At 39.2% G+C, this 26612-nt stretch carries 27 protein-coding genes; 12 read left to right on the top strand and 15 right to left on the bottom strand.

The window, feature by feature from the left end:
• Positions 1 to 114: 114 nt before the first annotated feature.
• The 8 genes from hisIE to hisG are packed head-to-tail and all read right to left on the bottom strand — an operon-like array spanning position 115 to position 7199.
• Complete coding sequence (gene hisIE, locus R0J88_RS04740; protein ID WP_410899247.1) at positions 115 to 729, bottom strand: bifunctional phosphoribosyl-AMP cyclohydrolase/phosphoribosyl-ATP diphosphatase HisIE; 615 nt, start codon at positions 727 to 729, stop codon at positions 115 to 117.
• Positions 720 to 1499 carry an imidazole glycerol phosphate synthase subunit HisF gene (gene hisF / locus R0J88_RS04735; RefSeq protein WP_211001113.1) on the bottom strand — a complete coding sequence of 260 codons (780 nt, stop codon included), beginning with the start codon at positions 1497 to 1499 and terminating at the stop codon, positions 720 to 722. The genes hisIE and hisF overlap by 10 nt, the downstream gene beginning before the upstream one ends.
• A complete protein-coding gene (locus R0J88_RS04730; protein ID WP_410899246.1) occupies positions 1481 to 2215 on the bottom strand; it encodes a 1-(5-phosphoribosyl)-5-[(5-phosphoribosylamino)methylideneamino] imidazole-4-carboxamide isomerase in 735 nt (244 codons plus the stop codon). Before R0J88_RS04730 ends, hisF begins: the two co-directional genes overlap by 19 nt.
• Positions 2216 to 2248: 33 nt before the next feature.
• Entirely contained in the window at positions 2249 to 2839 is a 591-nt protein-coding gene (hisH, locus tag R0J88_RS04725) for an imidazole glycerol phosphate synthase subunit HisH (RefSeq protein ID WP_058405288.1), read from the bottom strand.
• Positions 2836 to 3897 carry a bifunctional histidinol-phosphatase/imidazoleglycerol-phosphate dehydratase HisB gene (gene hisB / locus R0J88_RS04720; RefSeq protein WP_211015610.1) on the bottom strand — a complete coding sequence of 354 codons (1062 nt, stop codon included), beginning with the start codon at positions 3895 to 3897 and terminating at the stop codon, positions 2836 to 2838. Before hisB ends, hisH begins: the two co-directional genes overlap by 4 nt.
• Positions 3894 to 5003 carry a histidinol-phosphate transaminase gene (gene hisC, locus R0J88_RS04715; RefSeq protein ID WP_410899245.1) on the bottom strand — a complete coding sequence of 370 codons (1110 nt, stop codon included), beginning with the start codon at positions 5001 to 5003 and terminating at the stop codon, positions 3894 to 3896. The genes hisB and hisC overlap by 4 nt, the downstream gene beginning before the upstream one ends.
• Complete coding sequence (hisD, locus tag R0J88_RS04710; protein ID WP_410899244.1) at positions 4993 to 6294, bottom strand: histidinol dehydrogenase; 1302 nt, start codon at positions 6292 to 6294, stop codon at positions 4993 to 4995. The genes hisC and hisD overlap by 11 nt, the downstream gene beginning before the upstream one ends.
• Before the next feature lie 5 nt (positions 6295 to 6299).
• Positions 6300 to 7199 (bottom strand): ATP phosphoribosyltransferase, encoded by a 900-nt coding sequence (hisG, locus tag R0J88_RS04705; protein ID WP_004586378.1) that lies wholly within the window; start codon positions 7197 to 7199, stop codon positions 6300 to 6302.
• A 408-nt stretch (positions 7200 to 7607) separates the two neighbouring features.
• Here hisG and R0J88_RS04700 point away from each other — a divergent pair, with 408 nt between their 5' ends.
• Positions 7608 to 7856 carry a hypothetical protein gene (locus R0J88_RS04700; RefSeq protein WP_058429252.1) on the top strand — a complete coding sequence of 83 codons (249 nt, stop codon included), beginning with the start codon at positions 7608 to 7610 and terminating at the stop codon, positions 7854 to 7856.
• A 22-nt stretch (positions 7857 to 7878) separates the two neighbouring features.
• Here the strand turns inward: R0J88_RS04700 and R0J88_RS04695 are convergent, their stop codons facing one another.
• Entirely contained in the window at positions 7879 to 8829 is a 951-nt protein-coding gene (locus tag R0J88_RS04695; protein WP_410899243.1) for a GlxA family transcriptional regulator, read from the bottom strand.
• A 196-nt stretch (positions 8830 to 9025) separates the two neighbouring features.
• Here R0J88_RS04695 and R0J88_RS04690 point away from each other — a divergent pair, with 196 nt between their 5' ends.
• The 6 genes from R0J88_RS04690 to R0J88_RS04665 all read left to right on the top strand — a co-directional run bounded on the left by R0J88_RS04690 (position 9026) and on the right by R0J88_RS04665 (position 14237).
• Positions 9026 to 9649 carry a transglutaminase-like domain-containing protein gene (locus R0J88_RS04690; RefSeq protein ID WP_288337267.1) on the top strand — a complete coding sequence of 208 codons (624 nt, stop codon included), beginning with the start codon at positions 9026 to 9028 and terminating at the stop codon, positions 9647 to 9649.
• A 129-nt stretch (positions 9650 to 9778) separates the two neighbouring features.
• Positions 9779 to 11695, top strand: a complete 1917-nt coding sequence (locus R0J88_RS04685; protein ID WP_410899242.1) for an ATP-dependent DNA helicase — start codon at positions 9779 to 9781, stop codon at positions 11693 to 11695.
• Between the two features lie 9 nt (positions 11696 to 11704).
• Positions 11705 to 12406, top strand: a complete 702-nt coding sequence (tsaB, locus tag R0J88_RS04680; RefSeq protein WP_006793454.1) for a tRNA (adenosine(37)-N6)-threonylcarbamoyltransferase complex dimerization subunit type 1 TsaB — start codon at positions 11705 to 11707, stop codon at positions 12404 to 12406.
• A gap of 77 nt (positions 12407 to 12483) precedes the next feature.
• Positions 12484 to 12813: a hypothetical protein gene (locus R0J88_RS04675; RefSeq protein WP_010556199.1), complete on the top strand. Its 330-nt coding sequence runs from the start codon at positions 12484 to 12486 to the stop codon at positions 12811 to 12813.
• Between the two features lie 81 nt (positions 12814 to 12894).
• Entirely contained in the window at positions 12895 to 13395 is a 501-nt protein-coding gene (locus R0J88_RS04670) for a transposase (protein WP_058429285.1), read from the top strand.
• Complete coding sequence (locus tag R0J88_RS04665) at positions 13305 to 14237, top strand: IS3 family transposase (RefSeq protein WP_410899270.1); 933 nt, start codon at positions 13305 to 13307, stop codon at positions 14235 to 14237. Before R0J88_RS04670 ends, R0J88_RS04665 begins: the two co-directional genes overlap by 91 nt.
• 62 nt (positions 14238 to 14299) lie before the next feature.
• Here R0J88_RS04665 and R0J88_RS04660 read toward each other — a convergent pair whose 3' ends face one another.
• Positions 14300 to 15589 carry an alkaline phosphatase gene (locus R0J88_RS04660; protein WP_410899241.1) on the bottom strand — a complete coding sequence of 430 codons (1290 nt, stop codon included), beginning with the start codon at positions 15587 to 15589 and terminating at the stop codon, positions 14300 to 14302.
• Between the two features lie 359 nt (positions 15590 to 15948).
• On the opposite strand from R0J88_RS04660, the gene R0J88_RS04655 reads away from it, so the two are divergent.
• From R0J88_RS04655 to rnd, 3 genes are all read left to right on the top strand, one after another.
• A complete protein-coding gene (locus tag R0J88_RS04655) occupies positions 15949 to 16800 on the top strand; it encodes an alpha/beta hydrolase (RefSeq protein ID WP_410899240.1) in 852 nt (283 codons plus the stop codon).
• Between the two features lie 115 nt (positions 16801 to 16915).
• On the top strand, positions 16916 to 18568 hold the full coding sequence (fadD, locus tag R0J88_RS04650; RefSeq protein ID WP_410899239.1) for a long-chain-fatty-acid--CoA ligase FadD: 1653 nt from the start codon (positions 16916 to 16918) through the stop codon (positions 18566 to 18568).
• 51 nt (positions 18569 to 18619) lie between these two features.
• Positions 18620 to 19750: a ribonuclease D gene (gene rnd / locus R0J88_RS04645; RefSeq protein WP_410899238.1), complete on the top strand. Its 1131-nt coding sequence runs from the start codon at positions 18620 to 18622 to the stop codon at positions 19748 to 19750.
• A gap of 61 nt (positions 19751 to 19811) precedes the next feature.
• Here the strand turns inward: rnd and minE are convergent, their stop codons facing one another.
• The 3 genes from minE to minC are packed head-to-tail and all read right to left on the bottom strand — an operon-like array spanning position 19812 to position 21596.
• Entirely contained in the window at positions 19812 to 20075 is a 264-nt protein-coding gene (minE, locus tag R0J88_RS04640; protein WP_006793461.1) for a cell division topological specificity factor MinE, read from the bottom strand.
• Between the two features lies 1 nt (position 20076).
• Positions 20077 to 20886 (bottom strand): septum site-determining protein MinD, encoded by an 810-nt coding sequence (gene minD, locus R0J88_RS04635; protein ID WP_006793462.1) that lies wholly within the window; start codon positions 20884 to 20886, stop codon positions 20077 to 20079.
• Between the two features lie 5 nt (positions 20887 to 20891).
• Entirely contained in the window at positions 20892 to 21596 is a 705-nt protein-coding gene (gene minC, locus R0J88_RS04630; protein ID WP_010556195.1) for a septum site-determining protein MinC, read from the bottom strand.
• 155 nt (positions 21597 to 21751) lie between these two features.
• On the opposite strand from minC, the gene R0J88_RS04625 reads away from it, so the two are divergent.
• Positions 21752 to 22033: a YcgL domain-containing protein gene (locus tag R0J88_RS04625; protein ID WP_006793464.1), complete on the top strand. Its 282-nt coding sequence runs from the start codon at positions 21752 to 21754 to the stop codon at positions 22031 to 22033.
• On the top strand, positions 22026 to 23042 hold the full coding sequence (locus tag R0J88_RS04620) for a lytic transglycosylase domain-containing protein (protein WP_410899237.1): 1017 nt from the start codon (positions 22026 to 22028) through the stop codon (positions 23040 to 23042). The genes R0J88_RS04625 and R0J88_RS04620 overlap by 8 nt, the downstream gene beginning before the upstream one ends.
• 32 nt (positions 23043 to 23074) lie before the next feature.
• Here R0J88_RS04620 and R0J88_RS04615 read toward each other — a convergent pair whose 3' ends face one another.
• Together R0J88_RS04615 and R0J88_RS04610 are read right to left on the bottom strand one after the other, a co-directional pair.
• Positions 23075 to 23620: a GbsR/MarR family transcriptional regulator gene (locus R0J88_RS04615; protein ID WP_010556194.1), complete on the bottom strand. Its 546-nt coding sequence runs from the start codon at positions 23618 to 23620 to the stop codon at positions 23075 to 23077.
• 176 nt (positions 23621 to 23796) lie between these two features.
• Positions 23797 to 26214, bottom strand: a complete 2418-nt coding sequence (locus R0J88_RS04610; RefSeq protein WP_410899235.1) for a TonB-dependent receptor — start codon at positions 26212 to 26214, stop codon at positions 23797 to 23799.
• Positions 26215 to 26612 lie beyond the last annotated feature (398 nt).

Raw genomic sequence — 26612 nt, 5'->3', positions numbered from 1 at the left:
CACAGTAACCGATAAATTGAGCCTCGCACTATACCACACATAACTTATTCAACTAAAAGGGAAAATAAAAAGGCCCATAAAATATGAGCCTCTTTTAATTTACATTAGCTGGTGTTATTTATGGCGACCTTGAAGGCACTTAACTACGTCTTCTAGGCTTAAGCCTTGGCGTTGTAGTAGTACAGTAAGGTGATAAATTAAATCAGCTGATTCGTTAGTAAGCTCATCGTTATCGTGTTTCATTGCGGCAAGCGCCACTTCTACGCCTTCTTCACCTACTTTTTGACAACTACGACTTAAGTCTTTAGCAAACAATGAAGCGGTGTAGCTTTTTGATGGGTCATCATTTTTACGCTCAACAATGACATCTTCTAATTGTGCTAAGAAGCTCAAACTTGGTTTAGCATCATCGCCAAAGCAGCTTTGTGTGCCTAAGTGGCACGTTGGGCCCTCAGGGTTAGCAAGCACTAAAATTGAGTCGTAGTCACAATCGGTATGAACCGATACCACATTTAAGTAGTTTTCTGATGACTCACCTTTGGTCCATAAACGTGACTTTGAACGCGAGTAAAAGGTCACTTTGTTACTTTCAAGCGTCGCCTTTAGTGCTTCGCTGTTCATAAAGCCTTGCATTAAAATAACACCAGAGCGAGCATCTTGAACAATCGCAGGGATCATTTCGCTTTTAGCAAAATCAACTTGGGTTTGGTTTTGTTGTGTTAATTGCATAATCTTGCTGCCACTTGGTTATCAGTTAAAAATTGTTTTAGTTCGCTAATGTTAATCACATTTTTGTGAAAAACACTGGCTGCTAATGCGCCATCGACTTCGCTTTGTTTAAATACGTCTACAAAGTCTTGCATGCTACCTGCACCGCCTGATGCGATAAGCGGGATATTACATAATGCGCGCATTTTACTTAGCTGCTCGTTGTCGTAACCATTACGTACGCCGTCTTGGTTCATACAGTTTAAAACAATTTCGCCTGCGCCTAAGTCTTGAACGCGTTTAACCCATTCCTCGGTTTTATAACGTGTGCGGCTTGATGCATTAGGATCGCCGGTTAATTGATATACTAAATATTCGCCGGTCACTTCATCGTAAAAACTATCAATACCTACAACAACACATTGTTTACCAAATTCATCGTGTAGCTCTTTTATAAGCTCAGGGCGTGCAATAGCAGGGCTGTTAATACTTATTTTATCGGCACCACGCTCTAAAACGCGTGCTGCATCGGCTACCGATTTAATACCGCCAGCCACACAAAATGGAATATCAATATGGCGGGCAATGCTCTCTACCCAGTTAACATCAAGTAGGCGTTTTTCAACACTTGCGCTGATCTCATAAAAAACCAGTTCATCGGCACCAGCATCACTGTATGCTTTTGCCATTGTTAAAATATCACCGACAACTTCATGGCCTTTAAATTTAACGCCTTTTACTACTTGGCCGTCTTTAACATCTAAACACGGAATTATGCGTTTTGATAACATGCCAACGCCTCCTCAACACTAAATGCGCCATCAAGCAGTGACTTACCTAAAATAACGCCGCCTACGCCAAGCTCTTTAAGTTTTTTAATGTCATCAAGTGAACTTACGCCACCAGAAGCTTGTACTTTAATGGTGCTGTTGTGACGAGTTAAATCTTCATACAATTCAAACGATGGGCCAGTCATGGTGCCATCTTTACTGATGTCCGTACATAAAAAGTCAACAACGCCCAAGCTTACATAAAAATCAACAAGCTCAAGTAAACCAAACTCAGATTCGCTCAACCAACCATGCGTAGCAGGTGCCCAGCCCGTAGCTGTTTTATTTACATCAAGGGCAATAACAAAGTGCTCTGCACCAAATTGTTCAATCCAGGCTTTTACTTGCTCGCGTTTTTCTACCGCCATTGAGCCAATAACCACTTGGTTTGCACCGGCTTTTAGCCAATCACTTACATCTTGCTCTGAGCGAATACCGCCGCCCACTTGATACGGTACGTTAAGTGATTTAGTGGCCGCTTGAATATGTTGCCACTGCTTTTTACTCGGATCGCGTGCACCTTCTAAATCAACAAGGTGCAGCTTACCTGCGCCGCTGTCGGCGTATTCTTTTAAACGTGCACCAAGCTCAAAAGGGTAATACTGAGCGGTGTCGTATTTACCTTGGTATAAACGAACAATTTGATTTTGTAATACGTCTAATGCTGGAATAATCACAAATAATCTCTTTATTGTTGGTTAATGGGCAGTTTATAGCTGCCAATCAACAAAATTTTGTAATAAACGTGTGCCTACTTTTGCACTGCGCTCAGGGTGAAATTGCATGCCAGCGTAGTTGTCTTTTGCAACTATAGCTGAAAAGGTTTGGCCGTATTCGCCGCTTACAAGTGTTGCATCGTTTACAGTGTGTGCAAAGCTATGTACAAAGTACACTTGCTCGTCTTGTGTTAGCCCTTTAGTAAGTGCATGCTCTTTATTAATGCTTAAGTTATTCCAACCCATATGCGGCGACGTTAAACTGCCAACATCAAGGGCTTTTACTTGGCCTGGAATTTTACCTAAGCACTGAACGTTACCTTCTTCGGTGCTTTCGCACAGTAACTGCATACCTAAACAAATTCCCATAAGTGGGCGTTGGTATTCGTTTATAGCTTGTTGCCAGCCGTTATCTACTAGGCGTTTCATGGCAACAGATGCATGGCCAACGCCTGGTAATATTGCACGCTCAAAGCCTTTTAATTGCTCTGGCGAGGTAATTACTGTTGGCGTTTGCCCTAAGCGCTCAAAGGCAAAACGTACTGAATTTATGTTGGCACAACCGGTATTAATTATGGCAATCATAAACATCCCTTAGAGCTGGCTGTTTGTTGGCTCGTGTCTTGTGCTACTGCCATGCGAAGGGCACGTGAAAACGCTTTAAATAACCCTTCTACTTGGTGATGACAGTTACCGTCGCTTACCGATAAAATAAGACTAATAGCAGCATTATCGCTTAAGCTTTTGAAAAAGTGCTCAACCATTTGCACGTCTAAATCACCGGCTTTTTCGCGGCTAAAGTTAGCGTTTAATACAAATGAAGCGCGACCCGATAAATCAATTTGTGCCTCTGCTTTACACTCATCCATCGGAAGAGCGAAACCATAGCGCGCTATTTGCGATTTAGTGCCAAGCGCTTGTTTAAGCGCAACACCTAGGGCAATACCAATGTCTTCAACAAGGTGGTGCTCGTCTATGTGTAAATCGCCTTTGGCTTTAATGTTTAAACCAATGTTTGCGTGTGTGCGAATTTGATCAAGCATATGATCAAAAAAGCCAAGGCCGGTGTCTATGCTACCATTTTTAGTTTGATCTAGGTTTATGGCTACATCAATTTGTGTTTCTTTGGTGTTACGCGTAACACGGCCTTCGCGGTTAGCTGTGGTTAGCTTGGTAACAATGGCAGGCCAGCTGCCATCGTACAAAATGCCTTCACAACATAAATTTTGTGCAAGGCCAATATCTGTTTGGCGATCGCCAATTACATATGAACGTGCTAAATCAACTTTACCAGAGCGCATAAGCTCAGTTAATAAACCTGTTTTAGGTTTACGGCAATCACAGTTTTGCTCGTCAAAGTGTGGACAAATTAATACTTCATCAAAGCTAATGCCTTGGCTTTGCATTATGTCCATCATTTTATCTTGTGCTATATCAAAGTCAGCAGTCGGGAAGCTGTCTGTGCCTAAGCCATCTTGATTCGATACCATCACTAAACGGTAACCGGCGGCTTGTAATTGTAATAAAGCCGGGATAACACCTGGTAAAAAGGCAAGTTTTTCAAGGCTGTCTACCTGTTTGTCGGTAATTGGCTCTTCAATTATGGTGCCGTCGCGGTCAATAAATAAATAGGGGTTACTCATGATACTTCGTTTCCTGCTAATGGTGCTGTGGTAGCTGGCGTTTGTAAGCCATCTAACCAAATTTTTACTTGTTCGAGCTCTTGTTCACTACCAATTGAAATTCGTAGCCAATCGTCTTCACCGTAAAGGGTAAACGCGCGCATTACTAAACCTTGCTCAAGGGCTACTTTAAAGTAGTTTTTATTGGCTAATTTTAAGGTAACAAAGTTACCTTCACCAGTGAGAATTTTTAATGCAGCGGGGGAGGCGTTTAACCACTGTACAAGTTTAGCTTTTAAGCTATTTAAAATAGTCACTTGGCGGCGCATTGATGTAATTGCATCAGGTGCAATTGCTTGCGCTGCAATACTTGCCACCACACCCGATACCGGATACGGCGCAATCACTTTACGAATTGGCGCCAGTACACTTTGTTGTGCAAGTGTAAAACCCGTTCTTAGGCCTGCAAGCGCAAACGCTTTAGATAGTGTGCGCAGTACTACTACATTACTAAATTCGTTTATAAGTGCTGTGGCGCTTTGCTCTGGGCAAAATTCAATATAGGCTTCATCAACAATGACGAGTGCTTTTCCCGCAAGCGCTGTTGCAATTTCTTTTACTTTATTAAGCGGTGTTAGGCTGCCTGTTGGGTTATTTGGATTACAAATAAACACCAGTTTCGAGTTGCCCACAGCCTTTACTATTTCATCTACACTACCATCGAGTAATAGCGCTTGTGTTAGGCTATTAATGGCAACGTTATGAGTATCGGCCGTAACCTTATACATACCGTAGGTTGGTAAAAATAACGCAATGCTGTCTTTAGCTGGTTCACAATAAGTGCGTACTAAAAGCTCAATGCCTTCATCGGCGCCGCGCGTCATTAATACGTTTTCGCTTTCAAGCTCTGTATAAGCAGCGTAGCGGTCAATCACCAGTTGCGGTTGTGGATCTGGGTAGCGATTTAAATCTTCAATACTCAGTTCAAGGTTTTTAGCATAAGGGCTTTCGTTGGCGTTTAACCACGTTGTACCGGTTAGCTTTTCACTTTTAGCAGAGCTGTAGGCAGCAAGTGCTGCAATATTTTGTGGTAATAAGCGTGTCGCTTGTGCGCTCTCATTGCTCATTTTTAATTGCCTCTAAACGAATTGAAACCGCATTTGCGTGTGCATCAAGGCCTTCTGCATCTGCTAGTGGTAAAATAGCTTTTGACAGCTGCGTTAAGCCACTTTTGCTAATAGTTTGCACAGTGTAAGTGCGGAAAAAATCAAGCAAGTTTAAACTAGAATACGTTGCGCTGTAACCATAGGTAGGTAACACGTGGTTAGTACCCGATGCATAGTCGCCCGCTGACTCTGGCGTGTAGTCGCCTACAAATACAGAGCCTGCATTTTTTACTTTATCTAAATAAGGTGTTGAATCTGCTAATTGCAAAATTAAGTGCTCAGGGCCATATTGCGCTGATACGGCAAATGCTTGTTCAACAGAGTCTACTAAAATAAGTGATGAATTAGCCAGTGCTTGCTCGGCTGTCTCTTTTCGGCTTAAGTTTGCAAGTTGGCGTGTAAGCGCCAGCTGCGTTTGCTCAATGATACTTTCGCTGTTACACAATAAAATAACTTGTGAGTCGCCGCCGTGCTCAGCTTGCGAGAGTAAATCTGCTGCTATAAATTCTGGGTTTGCACGCTCATCTGCAATAACTAATACTTCAGATGGGCCTGCTGGCATATCGATTGCCATACCAGGGATTGTTTGCGCAACAAGCTGTTTTGCCATCGTTACAAAGCTATTCCCTGGGCCAAAAATTTTGTTCACTTTAGGCACTGATTCAGTGCCGTAGGCCATTGCGGCTATTGCGCCTGCGCCACCACTTTCAATTAAAGTTGTGATACCACATAGTTTTGCAGCATATAAAATGGCAGGATTAATACGTTCATTACCTTGAACAGGGGTTGCTAGTACGACGGTTTTAGCACCACTTAATTGCGCAAGTACACCTTGCATAATAACCGATGATGGCAGTGGAGCACTGCCACCTGGTACATAAATACCCACAGCTTCGATGGCCTGATATTTCAGTTCACATACAACGCCAGGTTGGGTTGATAACTTAATATCTTTAGGCAATTGCGCTTCGTGAAAACGTTTAACGTTTGCATAAGCGGTGTCAATTGCGTATTTAAGCTCTGCGCTTAGTGCTTGCTCTGATGCGTTTATTTCATCAAGCGGTACACGTAAACGAGGGTTAGCTCTATTATCAAACTTTTTAGCCATATCAAGTAAGGCTTTATCGCCTTGCTCTTTAACATCGCTCATAATTGTTTGGCATATTGCTTCAACCTTTGCGCTGGCAGAAACCGCAGGGCGCATTAGCGCCGCTGCTTGTACTTGTGAAGATTCCTCATTCCAACGAAGCATGGTACTTACTCCATCATTTTTTCAATTGGCATTACTAAAATAGAGTTAGCACCTAGGGCTTTAAGCTGCTCCATTGTTTCCCAAAATAATGTTTCGCTGCTTACCATGTGAAGCGCTACGTACTCTTCATTACCAGCAAGTGCTAGTAGAGTAGGTTGGCCTGAGCCTGGTAAAATTTCGCAAATTTCATCAAGTTTAGTTTTTGGCGCGTGTAGCATAATGTATTTGCTTTCTTTTGCTTGTTTAACACCACGAAGGCGCGGCATAAGCTTATTGATTAGCGCTAGTTTGTCTTCATCTTGAAGGTCTTTATTTTGAATTAAACATGCGTTTGATTCTAAAATTGTATCACCTTGAATTAAGCCGTTTGCTTCAAGTGTTGCACCGGTTGAAACTAAATCACAAATTGCATCAGAAAGACCTGCACGTGGGGCAACTTCTACTGACCCTGTAAGCATTACAGTACTTGCATTTATGCCTTCGCGCTTTAACCACTGCGTTAAAATTTCTGGGTAGGTTGTAGCAATACGTTTGCCTTCAAACCAGCTCTTATCACGAGGGCCAAGCTCTTGTGGCCATGCAAGTGCAAGGCGGCAGTAACCAAAGTCTAGTTTAGCTAGTTTGCTCACTTCGCTTGGTACACCTTGGCGTTCACGTTCTGCTTGTACTTCTACTAGTACGTTTTCGCCAACGATACCTAAATCACATACGCCGTCCATTACTAAGCCCGGAATATCGTCATCGCGCACACGCAGTACGTCAATTGGCATATTAGTTGAATGTGCAATTAAGCGTTGCTCACGTAGGTTTAATTTAACACCTAGTTGCTTTAGTAAATCTTGACAATCTTTAGACAGGCGACCGCCTTTTTGGATGGCGATACGTAGACGATTTGTGTTACTCATTATTCATTTTCCTTTAATTTAAAAACTAAAAACCCCGAGGGGAACCTCAGGGCGAAAATGAATCAATGTGTTTTGAATCGCCAGAGGTTCCTTTTAGGAATAACCTCTCAGCGAAAGACCTGACAGGTTATTCCGGTGAATGGTGGTGATGATGTACTGTTGTCAGGTTTAAGCGCATTTTTATTTCCTTTGTGCTGCTCGTTACTAACGTAACGCTCAACAAATATCTGTTTTAATAAATTTCGCGATTATAAAAACATATTATGCACCACTCTGGCAAGTGTTTTTTAAGCTTAATTAAAGCATATCTTATAACTGCCGATACTATAGATGTAACCGCATTAGTTTGTATTATATCAATTGGTTGATTTTCACTCACAACTAGGCTTTGGCTTTAAGGATGTATTAATGGATATGATGATCCCTTATTTGGGTAGAATAACGCGACTGTCAATTGAAACTAAAGGGGCATTCCATATTGCAGGTGTGCAAAGTAGCGCGGCGAGTGAAAAAGTAGAACTTGAAAACAAAAAAAAGAGAGAATTACAGAAAAAGAAAAAACTAAACGGTTTAAGTGACGAGACTCAACCGTCAACCCATAAAAAGAGCGTTAATAAAGATGACGATGGTATTGAGCATTTAGACACATGGGCATAAATGCTCATAAAATTAAAACTTATTATTCATTTTTACGCCACTTTGCGGGTGTTAGCCCTGTGTTTTTTTTAAATAGGCGGGTGAAGAAGCTGCTGTTTTCGTAGCCTACGTTAATTGATATTTCGTTTACGGTTTTATCTGTAGATAGTAATAATTTTTTGGCTTTGTCTATTCTCACTTCTTGCACGTACCTATTTATTGATATACCGGTTGCTTGCGTAAATCGCCTCTTTAAATTGCGCTCACTAAAATTAAAGTATTTTGCTAACTCAACGATTGTGATTACGCTGCTTGAGTGATTATAAATCCAGTCTTGCACTTCACTAATTTTTTCGTCTCTGTGGCTACTATATTTTGGTAATGCAAAATTTAACTTACCAGAGTCAGAAATAAGTAAATGTGTGGCACATTGCTGGGAAAAGCGATCGCCTTTGTCTTTTGCAACTATTTCTAGTAGTACACTTATTCCCGCCTCAAAAGAGCCCGTTGTATAGATACTTCCCATTTTTAAATACGATTTATGATTAATAAACTGGCAGCCGGGAAATAGTTTACTCAATGGTTTAACCAAACTCCAATGAGTTGCAATGGCTGTTTTATTTAACTCGCCTGTGGCGGCTAAAAAATAAGAACCAGTGCTTAAGCTGAGAATAGACGTACTACTATTGATTTTAGGTATTAACCATTGAATTATTAATATACTGCTAGAGGGCATACTCTTTAATTTAGAGCCCTCAATTGGTGGAATAATCACTAAATCATACGGTTTGTCAGAAAGCGAATTATCGGCAACAACAAGTGAATTACTTGAGCTTGTTATAGGTGCACCGTCTGTCGTAACTATTTCTACGTTATAACTCTGAGGTAATGAATAATGCGTGTCGAGTAACGAAACAATGGTAAAAAAGTCTTTAGCTAATAATACGCTGACTGCCCAGCATCCCTCGTAGGCAATAATTGCTATATTTTTCATAATTTCACTTGGCCCAATCGGACTGTTAAAAGTACCCGTGAAGACATATTATTTTAATCTTTGTAAAAGTAACATTAAAACCTACTTTAAATAGCGGTTATTTTTTTAAGTGATTGTTTTAAAGTTGTTTTGTTTCATATTAAATGCATTTTAAATATTTTAATTTATAAAAATCAGAGTCACAAAGGGGAATGGTTTGCAGCAGTATATACAAAATGATGCTTATTTTAATCAAAAGCACAGTGAAATAAATAACTGGTTGAAAAATGTTAAAGGCCATGACGATCGCACTAAGGCCGTTTCAATTTATTATCTTGTAAGAGATGGAATTAAATATGATCCTTTTACACTTTTAGATGGGGCAAAATCACTTAGTAGTGACTATTGCTTAGACAATAAAGCAGCATACTGTATTCCAAAGGCATCATTACAAATTGCATTGAGCCGAGCTATTAATATTCCTGCCCGCTTGGGTTTGGCAGATGTTCGTAATCATTTAAGTACACCTAAGTTAGACAAGTTACTAAAAAATGATGTGTTTACAATGCACGCTTATGTAGAGCAGTTTATTGAGGGAAAGTGGGTGAAATCGACACCTGCCTTTAATAAAGAGCTATGTGACCTCGTTAGTATAAAGCCATTAGAATTTGATGGAGTAAACCACTCTTTATTTCATCAATTTACTGCTGACGGCGAAAAGCATATGGAGTATTTAAAAGATCATGGGCAATTTGCGGCAATGCCAACGGCACTTATTAACAAAAGTTGTGATCACTATTACCCGCATTTAGCTCTCGATTTTTCAAATATTGGTAAGTAAATATTTTATATGGGTTGCTCCTTTTGCAGTCTTTAGTACTTAATTTTAATTTTTTATATTTTGTTAGGAGGGGTATTTGCTTGCCCTTGGTTACAGCCTTACGTAAAATCGCGCTATTGTTTTTAAAATGTGATTGCTGTTATCAAACAATTGTTTAGTGCAACCGGCCCCTTAGCGTTATCTTTTGATGGCTACAAACCACGTCAACCGCAAATTGATATGGCCGTTGCAGTTGCCCAAGCGTTAAAAAACAGTTCCCAACTCGTTGTTGAGGCCGGCACAGGTACGGGCAAAACGTTCGCTTACTTGGCACCCGCGCTTAAGTCTATGGGTAGAACAATTATTTCTACTGGCTCTAAAGCACTACAAGAGCAACTGTATCATCGTGATTTACCTCAATTAGTAAAGGCACTCAGTGCTACAAAAAAAACGGCTTTACTAAAAGGTCGCGCTAATTACTTATGTACTTACAGGCTAAATCAACATGTTGCGCATGTGCCTACAGACGATCCCGATATTATGCATCAACTTGCCATGGTTGCTAAATTTGCAAGTGAAACACAATCAGGCGATTTAGCTGATTGTATTGGTATAGAAGATGACGCCAAAGTTTTACCTTATGTGAACTCCACTGCAGATAATTGTTTAGGTAAAGAGTGTCCAGACTTTCAAGAGTGTTACATACGAAAAGCGCGTTTAACTGCTGCTGAAGCTGATGTTGTTGTTATTAATCATCACTTATTTTTTGCAGATATGGCTGTTAAAGAAAGTGGCTTTGCTGAATTGATGCCCACAGCCGACGCTTATATTTTTGATGAAGCTCACCAACTAAGCGAAATTGCCAGCGACTATTTTGGTGAAAGTGTAAGTACTAAAAAGCTGGTGGATTTAATTAACGATTTACGCGCGATATACCGAGCTGAAATTCCTGATATGTTACAACTTGGTAAAAGCTTAAATAAATTAGAGACCAGTGTAGCTGATTTACGCTTGCAGTTTGGTGTCGATGGCAGTAGAGGTGATTGGCGAGAAAAGCTTAGCGAAAAGCAAATCTGTGCAGCACTGCATCGTGTCATTAGTGATTTGGACTTTGTTTATCAAGTACTCAAACTATGCTTAGACAGAAGCGATAAAATAGAACACCCGTTTGAACGGGCTTTAGTATTTAAAGGTCAATTAGAGCGGGTTTTTGATACAGCACAAACTGGTTTTAGTTACTGGTATGAGACAACACGGCGCTTTTTAACTATAAATATTACGCCGTTAAATGTATCGGCAAAATTTTCACAAATGATGCAAGACACCGGTGCTGCATTTGTGTTTACCTCTGCAACGCTTTCGGTTGATAATAAGCTTGACCACTTTAATGCAAGCTTAGGGCTAAAACCAGCACAAAGCATGATGGTTGACAGCCCGTTTGATTACCCAAACCAAGCATTATTGTGTTTGCCAAGATACTTGCCAGAATCGCATGCTGATAATATGCCTCATGCTATTGTAAAATTAACGCTTGAGCTTATAAAATCAGCGCAAGGGCGCTGTTTTGTGCTTTTTACAAGTTACCGTATGATGCATTTAGTTGCAGAGGGGCTCACAACGCAAATAGACTACCCCGTTTATATGCAAGGGCAAATGTCTAAGCGGATTATTTTAGAAAAATTTACCCGCCATGGTAATGCAGTTCTACTCGGTACGGCATCATTTTGGGAAGGGGTAGATGTGAGAGGCAGTACATTAAGCTGTGTTATTATAGATAAATTGCCTTTTGCAGCGCCAGACGACCCCTTGTTGCAAGCTAAAATGCAGGATTGCCAAATGCAGGGAAAAGACCCATTTGCACATATCCAATTACCACAAGCAGTTATTGCCTTAAAGCAAGGTGTAGGGCGATTAATTCGCGATAGCAAAGATAAAGGCGTGCTTGTTATATGTGATAATAGATTAGTAACACGCCAATATGGTCAAGTGTTCTTAAAAAGCTTACCTGCAATGCGTCGTACGCGAAGCTTAGAAGTCGCTAATACATTTTTACAACAAATTAATTAGAGTAATAAAATGATCAAAAGTAATATTCTTGCCCTTGATGCTTCAACAGAAGCACTATCACTTGTTTTACATTATAAGGGAGAGACATTTCATCATTTTGAAGAGTGCCCTCAGCAGCATAGTCAAAAAATTCTACCTTTGATTGATGAGTTATTGGCCAAAGCAAATTGTAAATTAAAAGAACTGGATGTTATTGGTTTTGGCCAAGGGCCCGGTAGTTTTACAGGCGTAAGAATTAGTGTTGCTATAGCTCAAGGGTTAGCGTACTCAACTAATTTACCATTGGTAGGTGTTTCTACATTGGCTGTTATGGCGCAACAAGCATACGAGCAAAACAACAGCTCACTTGTTTTTCCAAGTATAGATGCGCGTATGGGTGAAATTTACTTTGCACAATACCAAGAAAATAATGGTTTAATGGAATTAGTTAATAACGAGTGTGTTATTAAACCTGAACTTTTAACTAATGAGTATATAACGAGTAACGAAGCATCAGTTGCAGTAGGCACAGGTTTTAAAACGTACCCTGATGCATTAGCAAACTTTGAAAACATCACTATTAATACAGACATAACATTACCAGATGCACGTTTTATGCTTGCCTTTGTTGATGCCGCATTTATTGCAGGCCAGGGCGTTCAAGCAAGTGATGCCCAACCAAAGTACGTTCGTGATACCGTAACATGGAAAAAGTTACCAGGGCGCGAATAAAACAGTACCGCGTTAATTTGCAAATTGATTGTTTTTAAATCATAATTTTAGGTATGTTTTAAGGTTGGAGAAGCGTGATGACGCTGCCTATTGGCTCAGGTTTTTTTACAGGTGATATTCCTGGTAGAGTAATCCCTGCTAAGGGAGTAACTGCAAGACCACAAGGTTTGGCAGATCAAGCTGCTGCTCAAAAAACAAATACTGATTATGTAAAAACCAGTGCCGAGGGCGTTGAGCTTGCTAATCGATTGTTCAAAACTAGCGCAAAGGGTGATAACTTCAGCCAAACAATTTACGACCAGCCTAGTGCAAAAAATAGCAAAGCCATTTCTACCTATACTGAGTTTGCAAATTTAGAACGCAGAGCTGAAGTACAAAATTTAATTGGGGTAGATATTTACGCTTAAAAGTAATCAACCTTTAATAAAAAAACCGAACATTGAAGTGACCCCCAATAGTTGGACAATCCAATTACTGGGGGTCTTTTTATGTCCAAGCACAAAAGAATATTTAAGTTAAAGCTCGCACAACTTGCTGAGCAGGAAAACTCTGAAGCATTAAGTAGAAAGTACAATATTAGCGCTCGGCTTATTCGTTATTGGTTTCAGGTCTACCTGCTTAATGGGTCAAAGAGTTTTATACATAAACAGTTACCTTATTCAGGCGAGTTCAAAATTCATGTGCTCGAGACGATGGAAATTAATGATTGGTCTTTGGGTTATACTAGCGCCTATTTCGACTTATCATCCCCAGGTATTTTATTTCAATGGCAAAAGCTTTATGCTCACGGGGGTATAACCCGACTAAAACCACAGAAAAAAGGTAGGCCTCGCGTGACGAATCATTCTTCAACTCCTAAACCATCAGCAGACATGTCTGAAAAAGAGCTCAGGGAAGAATTGGACTATCTACGTGCAGAGAACGCAGTCTTAAAAAAGTTAGAAGCCTTGGCTCAGGCCAGAAAGAAAAAAGCAAAGACAAAACGATAGTTGTCGAAGAGCTCAAGGCAAAATACAGCTTACAACACTTATTAAAGGTCACAGGGCTTCCCAAGAGTGTGTATTATTACCATCGTAATACACTGGTTCAGCCCTGTTCCAACACTGACTTATGCGAAAGAATACGTGATATCTATCACAAGCACAAAGGACGATACGGCTACCGTAGGGTAACTTGCACGCTAAGAGCAATGGGTTTGATGGTTAATCATAAGCGCGTGCAACGCTTGATGGGCGAACTTGGCTTGAAATCAAAAGTCAGACCTAAACGCTACACCTCTTACAAAGGTGAAGTCGGTAGAATCGCTGAAAATGTTCTCAAACGTGAATTTACGGCAAAGAAGCCCAATCAAAAATGGGTGACCGATGTCACTGAATTTAAAGTCAATGGAGAAAAGGTATACCTGTTACCGGTAATAGACCTATTTAACCAAGAAGTGGTCAGCTATGAGGTAAGGACATCTGTCACGCTACCACTAGTGACTGACATGCTTAAAGCCGCAACAGCAAAGCTGTTGAAGCATGAGAGACCACTCATCCACTCAGACCAAGGTTGGCAATATCAAAATAAACGATATCAACAACACCTGAAAAAGCATGGGCTAATTCAAAGTATGTCTCGAAAAGGAAACTGCTTAGACAATGCCGTTGCAGAAAACTTCTTCGGCATATTAAAAACTGAGATGTATCACAATGAGACGTTCAAGGACGCAAATGAACTCATTGAAAACATCAAAGAATACATCGATTATTACAACAACGAACGCATTAAGCTAAAACTAAAAGGCCTGAGTCCGATACAATATCGAAATCAGGCCTTGGTTGCCGCTTAGAAATGAGTCCAACTTATTGGGGTCACTTCACATTGTTCGGTTTTTTTTGCTTTATACGTATTTTACTGTTCTATAAAGTGTATTAACTTATCAGCTATATCTGTATTATTTTGAGAGCCAACAAATTGTTCACTCCCTTTACCATAAGCAAAAACTTGTACGTCTACTGCAGTATGGCCACCCGTAGTCCATCCAGTAAAGCTTGTGTCACTAATAATACTTTTAACGGCTAAGTTGAGTGCTTTGTCACCCATAGATTTAGCTTGCTCAAGTTTTATTTTGTTTTCAGGGGTAAATGCAATGCTGGTATATTTATTCCACACTGATTTTAAATCATCAGACTTAAGTAAGTGTTGTGTAATTTTACCCGCTGTTGCTTTTACGCCATGCACAACATCTGCTTCCCACTTATATTGGCCGTGCGCACCCAATGTTAAGCCACCTGTAGAGTGATCAGCAGTTATAACTAATAAAGTATCTTTATTTTTATCAACATATGCTTTAGCTTTTTCGATAGCAGATGCAAAGTCATCCATTTCGGCCATGGCACAAGCTATATCGTTTGCATGCCCACACCAATCAATTTGGCTACCTTCAATCATTACAAAAAAACCATCTTTATTTTGATTGTCTAGAAGGTCGAGTGCTTTAGAAGTAAGCTTAGTTAACCTTGTTGGGTTTTCGTCTAACGCAAAAGGTAAGCCTTTAGCGGCATATAAACCGATAGCTGGAAGTTGCGTAATTTGATTAAGGTTTTGAATATCGTCACCATACTGGTAACCCGCTGCTTTAAATTCGTCAACTAAATTTCTGTCGTCTCGAATAAAGTATTTAGTACCACCACCCAGCATTAGGTCAACGGGTAGTTTGCCTGCAATTTTATTATCAATATAATCATTAGCAATTTCGTCGTAATTATTACGTGATTCATTATGAGCGGCAAAGCTTGCTGGTGTAGCGTGGTTTATTTGTGATGTAGCTAATAGGGCTGTAGTCATGCCTCGCTGTTTAGCGATTTCAAGCATTGTTTTAAGTGGTTTTTTATCAGTATCTACGGCAATTGCACCATTATAACTTTTATGTCCGCTGCTCAACGCTGTCGCACTTGCGGCGCTATCGGTTACAACTGTGTGATCGTCAGGGTAAGTACGCGCCATTCCTGTCAGCATGGTATCAAAAACGGTTTGCTCAACAGACTTTGTAGTGGGGTCATCTTTAAAATAACTATAAGCAGTAGTATAAGCAGGCCCCATGCCATCACCAATCATATAAATTACATTTTTAGGTGCAGTTTCGGCCATTGCACCAGATGCAGTGCACATTAGAGCTAACACACTTAATTGTTTTTTCATGTTTTATGTACCTTTTGAGTGTACTTTATTAATAGCTAAATTATTGTATACCTTAACTATGATAAATAAATTAATAGATTGCGACAAATGATGATTTAGCTATATATAAGCTGATTATTGTGCGTAAAAATTATTGTAAAGCCGTTAAAATATCTATTAGGAAACACCAAATAACAAAAAACACACACATAATAGTCGAGCTAAATTAAAAATAACATTATGAATAAATGACGGTTTTTATTTATTCTTCTAGGTTGCAGTTGTAGCCTCAGCGACTAAAATAACAAACATTTAGTGAAACTATTTAGTGGTCTGACAACTTGTATGTTATAAATTTACAAAAATAAAAAGAGGTTTATGTGCGGCCATTTAATATTCAAACACGTAATTTAGATATTCATGGTTTAAAAATAGGCTCTGGTGAAGAGGTAGTAATAGCACTTCACGGTTGGTTAGATAATTGTAAAAGTTTTAAGCCCATGCTTGATGGCCAAAAGCCAGAGCAAACTTGGTACTGTATTGATTTTTCTGGACATGGTTTAACATCGTGGCGCAGTGATGACGCACATTACTATTTTGTTGATTACATCGATGATGTTTATCAATTTATTGAAGCTATTGGTGCTGACAAAGTTCATTTAGTCGGGCATTCTATGGGAGCTATGGTCGCGGGTCTTTTCGCCAGTTGCTTTAGCCAAATGGTTAAATCGGTAAATTTTATTGAGGGTATTGGCTGCGTAACAACACCCAGCGAGGAAGTTACGGAGCAACTAAAAAATGCTGTGCTTAATCGTGCAAGAACGCATAATAAAAAAACAAGAATATATCCCTGTAAAAAAGATATTTACGAGGCACGGTCTAAAACAACCGACTTAGATGTTGAATTAATTTCGCTATTGATGGAACGAAATATCAAAGCAGTTTCTAAGGGTTTTACACTAACAACCGATCCTAAGCTCAAAAATCATTCAGGTTTTAGGTTTGATGAAGTGCAATGTATTGGTGCAATAAAAGAATTAATTGCACCATGCCAATTAATTTTAGGTAACCAAGGTTACGTGTTTGTAAAACAAAATTTAGAAAAGTATATTAATTATTACAATGACTTGAGTGTAATTAATGTGGAGGGTGGGCACCATTGCCATATGCAAAGTAGCAAAGAATGTTATGAGCACATTCAAGCATTTATGGTGCAAAGTGGTGCACGTTAATTGTATATTGACGTTAAATGTGGGATTATTCCCGCATTAGAGTATTTGCTCAATTGTTAAAGTGCCTTACTTAGATTAAGGTTAATAAAAATATAACTATAAACAGGGGCTAAGAGTGGAAAAAATCTGGCTTAAGCGCTACCCAGAAGGTATGCCTGAAACAATCGATCCTGAGCATTACAACTCGTTACTCGAAGTGTTCGAAAAAAGTTTTTCTGATTACAAAGATTTACCTGCATTCACAAACATGGGTAAAACGTTGTCGTATGAAGAAATAGACACAGCAACTAAAAAAATTGCCTCGTATATTCAAAATGATTTGGGACTCAAAAAAGGCGACAAAGTTGCCGTAATGATGCCTAACTTATTACAAACACCTATTTCTATTTTAGGTATTTTACGAGCAGGGTGTGTGGTAGTTAACGTTAACCCTTTATACACTGTACGTGAGCTCGAACATCAGTTAAAAGATTCAGACACAAGCGCCATTTTCATTCTTGCAAACTTTGCAGATACTCTTGAAAAGGCTTTAGGTAAAACAGACGTTAAACACATCGTGGTTACACAAGTTGGTGACATGGTGGGTGGCCTTAAAAAGCACATTGTTAACTTTGTTGTTAAGCACGTTAAAAAAATGGTGCCTAAATACAACTTACCAAACACGATTAAATTTTCAGATTTGTTAAACGCTGACGAAAATGCTTACACACGCCCTGAATTAAATTTATCTGACCTAGCATTTTTACAATACACAGGCGGTACGACCGGTGTATCTAAAGGTGCTATGTTGAGCCATGGTAATATGGTGGGTAACCTTGAGCAGGTGTCTGGTTGTTTAGATAAGGTACTAAACCGTGGAACAGAAGTGGTTGTAACGGCACTGCCGCTTTACCATATCTTTGCACTTACGGCTAACTGCTTAACGTTCATGAAATATGGTGGTTTAAACTTATTGATTACTAATCCGCGTGATATGCCGGGTTTTGTAAAAGAATTAAGCCAAACTAAATTTACAGCAATCACCGGTGTTAACACATTATTTAATGGTTTACTAAACACACCAGGTTTTGATGAACTTGATTTTAGCCACCTAAAAATGTCGTTAGGTGGTGGTATGGCGGTTCAACGTCCTGTTGCTGAAAAGTGGCAAAAAGTGACGGGGTCAAAACTGATGGAAGGCTACGGCCTTACTGAATGTGCTCCACTTGTTACAATTAGCCCTTACGACTTAGAGTCTTATAACGGTTCTATTGGTTTACCTGCACCAAATACTGACATTAAGCTAATGCTTGAGAATGGTGAAGAGGCAGCTAAAGGTGAGCCTGGCGAATTATGCGTTAAAGGCCCTCAGGTTATGCTTGGCTATTACAAGCGCCCAGATGCCACAGCCGAATGTTTACAAGACGGTTGGTTTGCAACAGGTGACATTGCTACATATGACGATGAAGGCTTCTTCTATATAGTAGATCGTAAAAAAGACATGATCATAGTATCTGGCTTTAACGTTTTCCCAAATGAGATTGAAGAAGTTGTTGCAATGCACGACGGTGTGCTTGAAGTGGCGGCTGTTGGTATTCCTCATGATGTCAGCGGTGAACAAGTTAAAGTTTTTGTTGTTAAAAAAGACCCTTCTTTAACTGAAAAAGATATAATAAACCATTGTCGTGATAATTTAACTAATTACAAGGTTCCAAAACTCGTTGAGTTTAGGGATGAGTTACCTAAAACAAACGTAGGTAAAATACTCAGACGAGCCTTGAAAGATTAGAAAACTATAAAAAAGCCGGCATTAGCCGGCTTTTTTATTGTAGGAGACTAAGTGCAATATCAATTAATTCAAACACAAGTTCAGCTTAATACCTTTGTTGAGCAGATCCAAAATAAGCCTATATTAGCTATTGATACCGAGTTTATGCGTCGTCGCACTTTGTATCCAGAAGTTGCACTCATTCAGGTTTTTGACGGTGAGCATTTAGCACTTATCGATCCTTTAGCTGAGCTCTCGTTATTTGATTTTTGGCAGGTTTTAAAAGACCCCGCAGTTTTAAAAGTGCTTCATTCACCATCTGAAGACATTGAAGTATTTCAAAAATATGCTGGGTTTGTTCCTGCACCATTGTTTGATACTCAATTTGCTTTGCAATTGCTTGGTGAAGGAAACTGTATGGGGTTTGCCCTTATGGTTAAAACACTCCTAGGTATTGAAATAGATAAAAGCGAATCACGTACCAATTGGCTACAACGACCGCTAACTACTAAGCAACTTGATTATGCTGCCGCTGATACATTTCATTTATTACCGTGCTTTGAATTAATTATCGATCGCATCAACGAAGCTGACTTGTTTGAGATTGTGCTGCATGAGAGCGAATTAATTGCTAATAAGCGAGCTTTTCAAACACCGGATGAATTGCTCTATAAAGATATTAAAAATGCTTGGCAGTTAAGACCACATGAATTAGCTGTATTAAAAGAGCTAGCCATATGGCGCCGTAATAAAGCAATACGTAAAAACCTTGCTCTCAATTTTGTGTTGAAAGAACATAACATGACCGAAATCGCTAAGCGAGGGCCATCTAGTTTAAATTCATTGCGTCAAATACCGGGTGTAGAATCGATTGAAGTTAATCGCTCAGGGGTTGAGATTTTAAAGTGTATAGAAAAAGCTAAAGCAATTGCTGTTGACGAGCACCCGCAAGTGTTGAAGCGTTTAATCGATTTTCCTAATTATAAACAAACGGCAAAAGATATTAAGCAAAAAATAACGAAAGTTGCTAAAGCTAATAATATTCCTGAGGACGTTTTAGCATCTAAAAAACAAGTTAATCAATTAATCAGCTGGAATTGGAAGTTGACGGCAGAGCAAAAAAAGACACATATAAAGCCAGATTTATTGAGCTCTTGGCGTTATAGCTTTATTAAAGAAGCTTTAAAAGAGTGGGATACCTAAAAGGTTAATATTTTAGTAGTTGTTAGTTATAAAGAGGGCGCTTAACGCGCCCATTCTTCAATTATTTCTTTTCTTCGTCAGGTAAAGTTACGTTTAGCTCTAATACAGCTAAGTCGTCTTCATTCTGATCAAATTGTACCTGCACTGCATCACTATTAACGTTCACATATTTTCGAATTACATCCAAAATATCTTGTTTTAATTGTGGTAGGTATTCAGGTGTTCCACGCTGAGAACGTTCGTGTGCGACAATGATTTGCAATCGCTCTTTTGCAAGAGACGCACTGTTTTTCTTTTCTGAGCGGAAATAGTCAAGTAACGACACATTAGCCTCCAAAAATCCGTTTAAAAATGCCTTTTTTCTCTACATCTAAGAAGCGAAAATCGACGGTTTCACCAAGTAAGCGGTTTATGGCATCGGCATATGCTTGACCAGCATCTGATTCGCCATCCAATATTACCGGTTGACCTGAATTTGATGCACTCAATACTGCTTGTGACTCAGGAATAACACCTAACAAATCGATAGCTAATATGTCTTGTACGTCTTCTACCGAAAGCATTTCACCTTTAGCAACACGCTCAGGGTTGTAGCGTGTTAATAATAGGTGTTCTTTGATATTTTCAAGGCCTTCTTCAGCGCGTTTAGATTTGCTATGCAAAATACCTAAAATACGGTCAGAATCTCGTACAGATGACACTTCTGGATTGGTGGTTACAATCGCTTCATCAGCAAAATACATTGCCATCATCGCACCCGCTTCAATTCCTGCTGGTGAATCACATACAATATAATCAAAGTCTTCTTTTAGCTCGTTTAAAACGCGTTCTACACCATCACGAGTTAGTGCATCTTTATCACGCGTTTGCGATGCTGGCAGTAAAAATAGCTTTTCAACACGTTTGTCTTTGATAAGTGCTTGGTTTAGGTTTGCTTCACCGTTTATGACGTTTACGAAGTCATAAACAACGCGGCGCTCGCACCCCATAATTAAATCAAGGTTACGTAAACCGATGTCAAAATCGATAATAACCGTTTTATAGCCTTTTAATGCTAAGCCTGTGCCTATTGCGGCACTTGATGTTGTTTTACCAACACCACCTTTACCCGAGGTAACGACAATTACTTTTGCCATGAGATTTATCCTTTAACCAAAGCTGAAATTTCTAATGATTCATTTTTTTGTTGTATTTGCACTGCACTGCCCCAAAACTCACCTTGTAGAGAGTCACTGATCCAGTAGTTGCCATTTATGGAAACAAGTTCTGCTTCTAGCTTTTGGCAAAATATATGTGCATTTTCTAATCCTTTTGCGCCCGCTATTGCGCGACCACGAAGGGTTCCGTAAATATGTACGTTGCCATCTGCTATTACTTCTGCACCATGACTAACAGCGCCTAATACAATAAGGTCGCGGTCTTTTGCATACACCTGTTGACCCGAGCGTACAGTACCGTTAATTATTTGTGCTGGAAGTATAATATTTTTTTCGACAATTGACGTGTTTGGTTGCTTTTCAACGGGCTCTGCTTTTACGTCTTGCGAATAATTTAATACTGAAAAGCCAGCTTTTTTGGCATTTGCATGCTGCCCATCAGAGCCATTGCATACACCCACTGCGTTGAAGCTCATTCGTTCGATAAGTGACTTTAAATGAACAAAGTCTAAAGAACTGCTTTTTACTTCTTCTAAATTGACAACAATAGGGGCTCCTTCAAAAAAACGAGGAGCTTGGGCTATTTTTACGTACAATTGTTCTGCTAAAAGGTTTATATCAGCACTATAAAGATGTAAAACTGATAACGTAAAAAGATTCCCTTTTAACTCAAAAATTTGGTCCGACATACACGCTCAATTGAATTGTATGATAAGAAATTATAATTAGATAAACACAGGCTGAATAAGGCCTTAATCAAAATTTCTAATCTAAATTTTCTAACTTATTATTACTCTCATGGTATAGTGTGCAGCATTGTTGTGCAAGAATTTATAGGGTCATAATGTTAACTGCGGTATATAAAAGTAAGAAAAAGACGGATACCTTCTTATTTGTTGAAAAAAGAGATGATTTTAGCAAAGTTCCAGAACCTCTAATGGCTATGTTTGGCAAACCTCAATATGTGATGCTCATCAACTTAGCTAAACGTGAGCACCTAGGTGGTGCGGATTTGGAAACCGTTAAGGGTGCATTAACCGATCAAGGATACTATTTACAACTTCCACCACCGGAAGATAATTTGCTTACTGAACTAAGAAAACAAAATGGAGCCGATCGTGATTAAAAAACTGGCAGTTGTATTATGTGGTTTATGCTTGAGTTCGTCAGTTGTTGCCAAAACACAAGCCGAATTTAAAGATTACTTAGTAAACCTAAAAGAAGAAGCAATCGCAAAAGGCTACGAGAAGTCGTTAATTGATAGTGCATTTGCGACCGCGACGTATAAAGAAAAAGTGGTATCAGCTGATAAAAACCAGCCTGAAGTGAAAGAAACACTCGAGACCTATTTACCAAAACGTGTACCACAATGGAAAATTGACCGTGCTCGTAAACTTTATGCTGAGAACAAAGATATTCTTGAGCAAGTAGCTAAAGAGTTTGGCGTACAAGCACGCTTTATAGTCGCTTTATGGGGTCTTGAAAGTAACTTTGGTACTATTCAAGGCGGTCACAATGTTATTTCATCATTAGTGACACTTGCCTTTGATGGCCGCCGTGAAGCACTTTATAAACGTCAGTTGTGGGCGGCTTTAGACATTTTAAAATCGGGTCATATTACCTTAGATAAGTTTAAAGGTTCTTGGGCTGGGGCTATGGGGCAAACTCAATTTATGCCAACGTCTTTTAATGCTTATGCAATTGATTATAACAATGATGGTCGCAAAGATATTTGGACTACAAAAGAAGATGCGTTTGCTTCAATTGCTAATTATTTAAAGCAAGAAGGGTGGAACGACTCATTAACTTGGGGTCGTCAAGTTATGCTTCCTGATAACTTTGACAATAAATATATTTTAGTTCGTGGTACTAAAACACGTAAACAATGGCTTGAGTATTGGAATGATTCTGAGCGTTCACTCGATGAGTGGCAGGCTTTAGGGGTGAGAAGAGCAGACGGTACTGCGTTGCCTAACGTTGATGTACGAGCAGCACTGGTTATGCCCGATGATATCAACGGCCGTATGTTTTTGGCCTATGATAATTACAAAGTGTTAATGCATTGGAACCGCTCTTATTACTTTGCAACGAGTGTGGGTTATTTGTCTGATAGAATCGGATACCCAAAAATATAGTTCAATAAAAAATAAAGCCGCAAAATGCGGCTTTATTCTTTTTTAAAAATTTTGTCTTTTAAATCGATGACCTTGCCAATTCCTGATCCCAGTTTCATAAGTTTGTTGAGCTGCTCGGGAGTTAAACGCTGTAACTCAGACGACCATTTAGTGACCGTTTCAAGTAGGTTGTGAATTTCTTCCATTTGCTTTTGGGCATACACTTCTTCTTCGTTATTCGCTTCGTCGAGTAAGTTATCTCGCAAAAGGCTGAGCGTTGGATCGATTTCACGTTTTTTTCGCTCTTCAAATACTCGATTAGCCATATCCCAAATATCGCCTGCAGGCGCATAATACTCTTTACGATCACCCGGAATGTGCTGAACTTTAATTAATTGCCAAGATTGCAGCTCTTTTATGCCCATACTCACATTACCACGAGAGATACTTAGTGAGTCGGCAATTTCATTCGCTGTCATCGGGTTTTTAGTAATGATTAGTAAACCACACATTTGGCCTATTGTGCGGTTAAAGCCCCAACGGCTGCCCATTTCGCCACAATGCATCACAAAGGTAAAATTCTTTTCAGATAAAGTCATATCATTAACTTTCAGTAATTTCAGAAATTAAATGCTAGCATGTTGATTTGCGATAGCAAGGCATTAAGCGCACTAAAATAATCTTAGTTTAGCTTAAATACAATTTAAGCCATTTTATGCATAGTTTTTAAATATTAAGGGCGCTTGTAAATACAAGCACCCATAAATTTTAATCACTAAAGTGTGTAACTAAAACTTAATTTTGCATTACGCTCTTCACCAGGCATACCGCCTAAAAACATCGCTTTAGAATAATACTGTTTGTTAAATAGGTTGTTTAAATTAAGCTGCATGTTCCACTGTTTAGTTGTATACGAAATTGCAGCATCGTACACAGTGTAGCCAGGTACATAGCCATCAGGAATACTAAATGAACTTGAGTTAGTACTTCTGTTATCAACGTAAGTAATACCCCCGCTAATATTAACGGACTCGGGTAAATTAAATATGTTTGCATAGTAAGTAACCCATGTGCTTGCAGTTACATAAGGCACCCCTTTTTGACGAGTGTCGTAAGCGCTACTATTGGGGTTAGATTTATCACGCGCGTCTTGATATACGGCGTTAACATTTATTTTCCACTGCTCATTTAAATACGCATTTAAATCAAGCTCAACGCCTTTGGTTTGCTCTTCGCCATCAAAGTAGCTTTCTACTATATCAGGGCCAGACACATCAGCTTCATACAGTGGGTTACTGTATTCAAGATTTGTACGAGCGCTTTCAAACACAACTAAAGTAGCTAGTAGCTGGTCGTCAAATGCTTTATACCTAAAGCCTAAGTCATTACTTATTGATTCTGAGTCTTCTCTATCTGCTTCGTTACCAGCAACAGAGCCTAATACACTGTATGCGGTTCGGCCTTTAGAGTGATTAACAAACACAGAAAAATCTTCAGTAGGCTGATAAGTAGCACCTAAATTATAGGTTAAACCTGAATCAGATGTGTTTGCCTCAGGGGTTGGCTCTGCACGGCTTGAACTGTAACGTTCATCTACACCATTATGTTCGTAGCTCTGCTTAATACGGTTATAGGCGACTCCTATGCGTGTAGTCAGTGTGTCATTAATATAACCTACATGCTGAACGCCCATTCCCCATGCTTGAACCTTTTTATTATAATCACTCGTTTTTAGCGGGTCGTAATCGTCAAAGCCACCGATTGGCCAATTTGGTTGCCTCATGTCATAGATATAGGGTAAAGCACCTTGATAAAGCACATTACCATCAGTGTCGTAAATTACTTTATCGCTGTCATAAATAGAGTATTGTTTGAAACCAATATGACGGTCTTCATAATTTGCATTAACTAAGAGTTCGTTATCAATATCGCCTATCTCAAAGTCGTATCTTAAATCTAAAAAGTACTGCCATGATTTTTCATCTGCTTCTACTTGGCGATACTCTTGGCGCCTAGCTGCAAATGGATAAAGTACATCATTTTCAACTAAAGGAGCACGAGGGTCTTGATTAATAACGCCACTGCGAGTTGAGTACACGTAATTAAAAGCCCCTGTTTGACGAGCAAAGCTTGATGTGTAATTACGGTACTGTAGTTGCTGGTTTAAGAATAAGTCATCAGTGATAAAGTAATTATGCGTAAGCTTAAATCGTAATTCTTCACCTTCATTATCATCTGCCATTGGTGAAATAATCCCATTGGTACCAAAGTCATAGGGTGTTAAACCATCTGTTGCAGAAAGAGAGTTCGCTAATTGTAATTGCTGTTCACTTGTCAGTTGTAAGCCACTGCCTGTCGGATCGTTTACTAAGTCTGCAGCGGTTACTTCACCAGCAGTTAAGCCATTCGCTGTCTCTGCGTTGTATATGCGAATAGGGTGGCCAATTGAGTCAACAGCAATTGAATCCTTAATATAGGCAGCAGAGAGCATAACGTCTTGTTTATCGTTTAACACATACTTAAGTGATGTATAAATTTCATCACGCTCTTCTTTTAAATCACGAAAGCCATCGCTTGATGCTGTTTTAGCCATTACGCGATACGCTAAGTTCTCGCTAAGTGCATTTGTGCTGTCAAACGCAAGAGAGTAGCTGTCCCATTGACCAAGCTCTAAAGCGACTTTATGCTTTTCTTCAAATTCAGGTTTTTTTTCAATTAAATTAATTACACCACCAGCGCTACCAATACCATATAAACCTGTTGCTGGGCCTTTTAACACTTCAACCGACTCAACATTGGTTAATGAGCGAGTTGGATTAAAGGTGTTTCCAAGTCCAGCTCCCCCATACATACCATCATAAGTGTAATTGACGTCAAGACCGCGAATAACCAGGTTATCACCAATACCATAATTATTACCCGCTTGGGTTAAACCACTCACATTACGGACAAGATCTTGTAGGTTGTCTACGCCCTGTGATTCAATTAATTCACGATCAATAATAACAACAGGAGCAGGGGTTTCCATTAAGGACATATCTGACTTTGTGGCAAGACCCGAACTCATGACAACTTGATTTTGTTTTTGATAAACACTTATGTGTTCAATATCTTGTTCTGCAGTGGTTGATGCTAAAGCGGCTTGTGTATTTAAACAAGCAAAGGTGAGGAGTGAGTATTTAAAATTTTTCATTATGATAACCATTCGCATTTATTTATTTGCGGTAATGGTAATGATTATTATTTGCAAAATATACTAAAAGTTCAATAAATATTAGATTAAAACAACTGTTTGCGTGTTTTTTATACAAATAGGCCGACTTAGTTAATAAAAACCAAACAAATATAAAGGAGGGGACGAATTTGGCAATTAAGAAAAACAAATTGCAATATGATTTTCTTTAACAACTCTCCCAAATTAAGAGTAATAAACTAAAAGTGACAATAGAGATCAGGTAAAGCAATGCTATTAAAGCTTTACCTTTAACACATTGTTTTACTCTGCTTTTAATTTGAGTGTTTTTAGGATTGAGAATTAAAATTTAATGAATTTTAACGTTAAAAGTAAAGGCTAACACTACAAAGCCAGCC

This window comes from Pseudoalteromonas sp. SIMBA_162 (genome assembly GCF_046535955.1).
GTDB classification, from domain to species: Bacteria; Pseudomonadota; Gammaproteobacteria; order Enterobacterales; family Alteromonadaceae; genus Pseudoalteromonas; species Pseudoalteromonas marina.
This window is presented reverse-complemented; position numbering and strand designations above follow the sequence as displayed.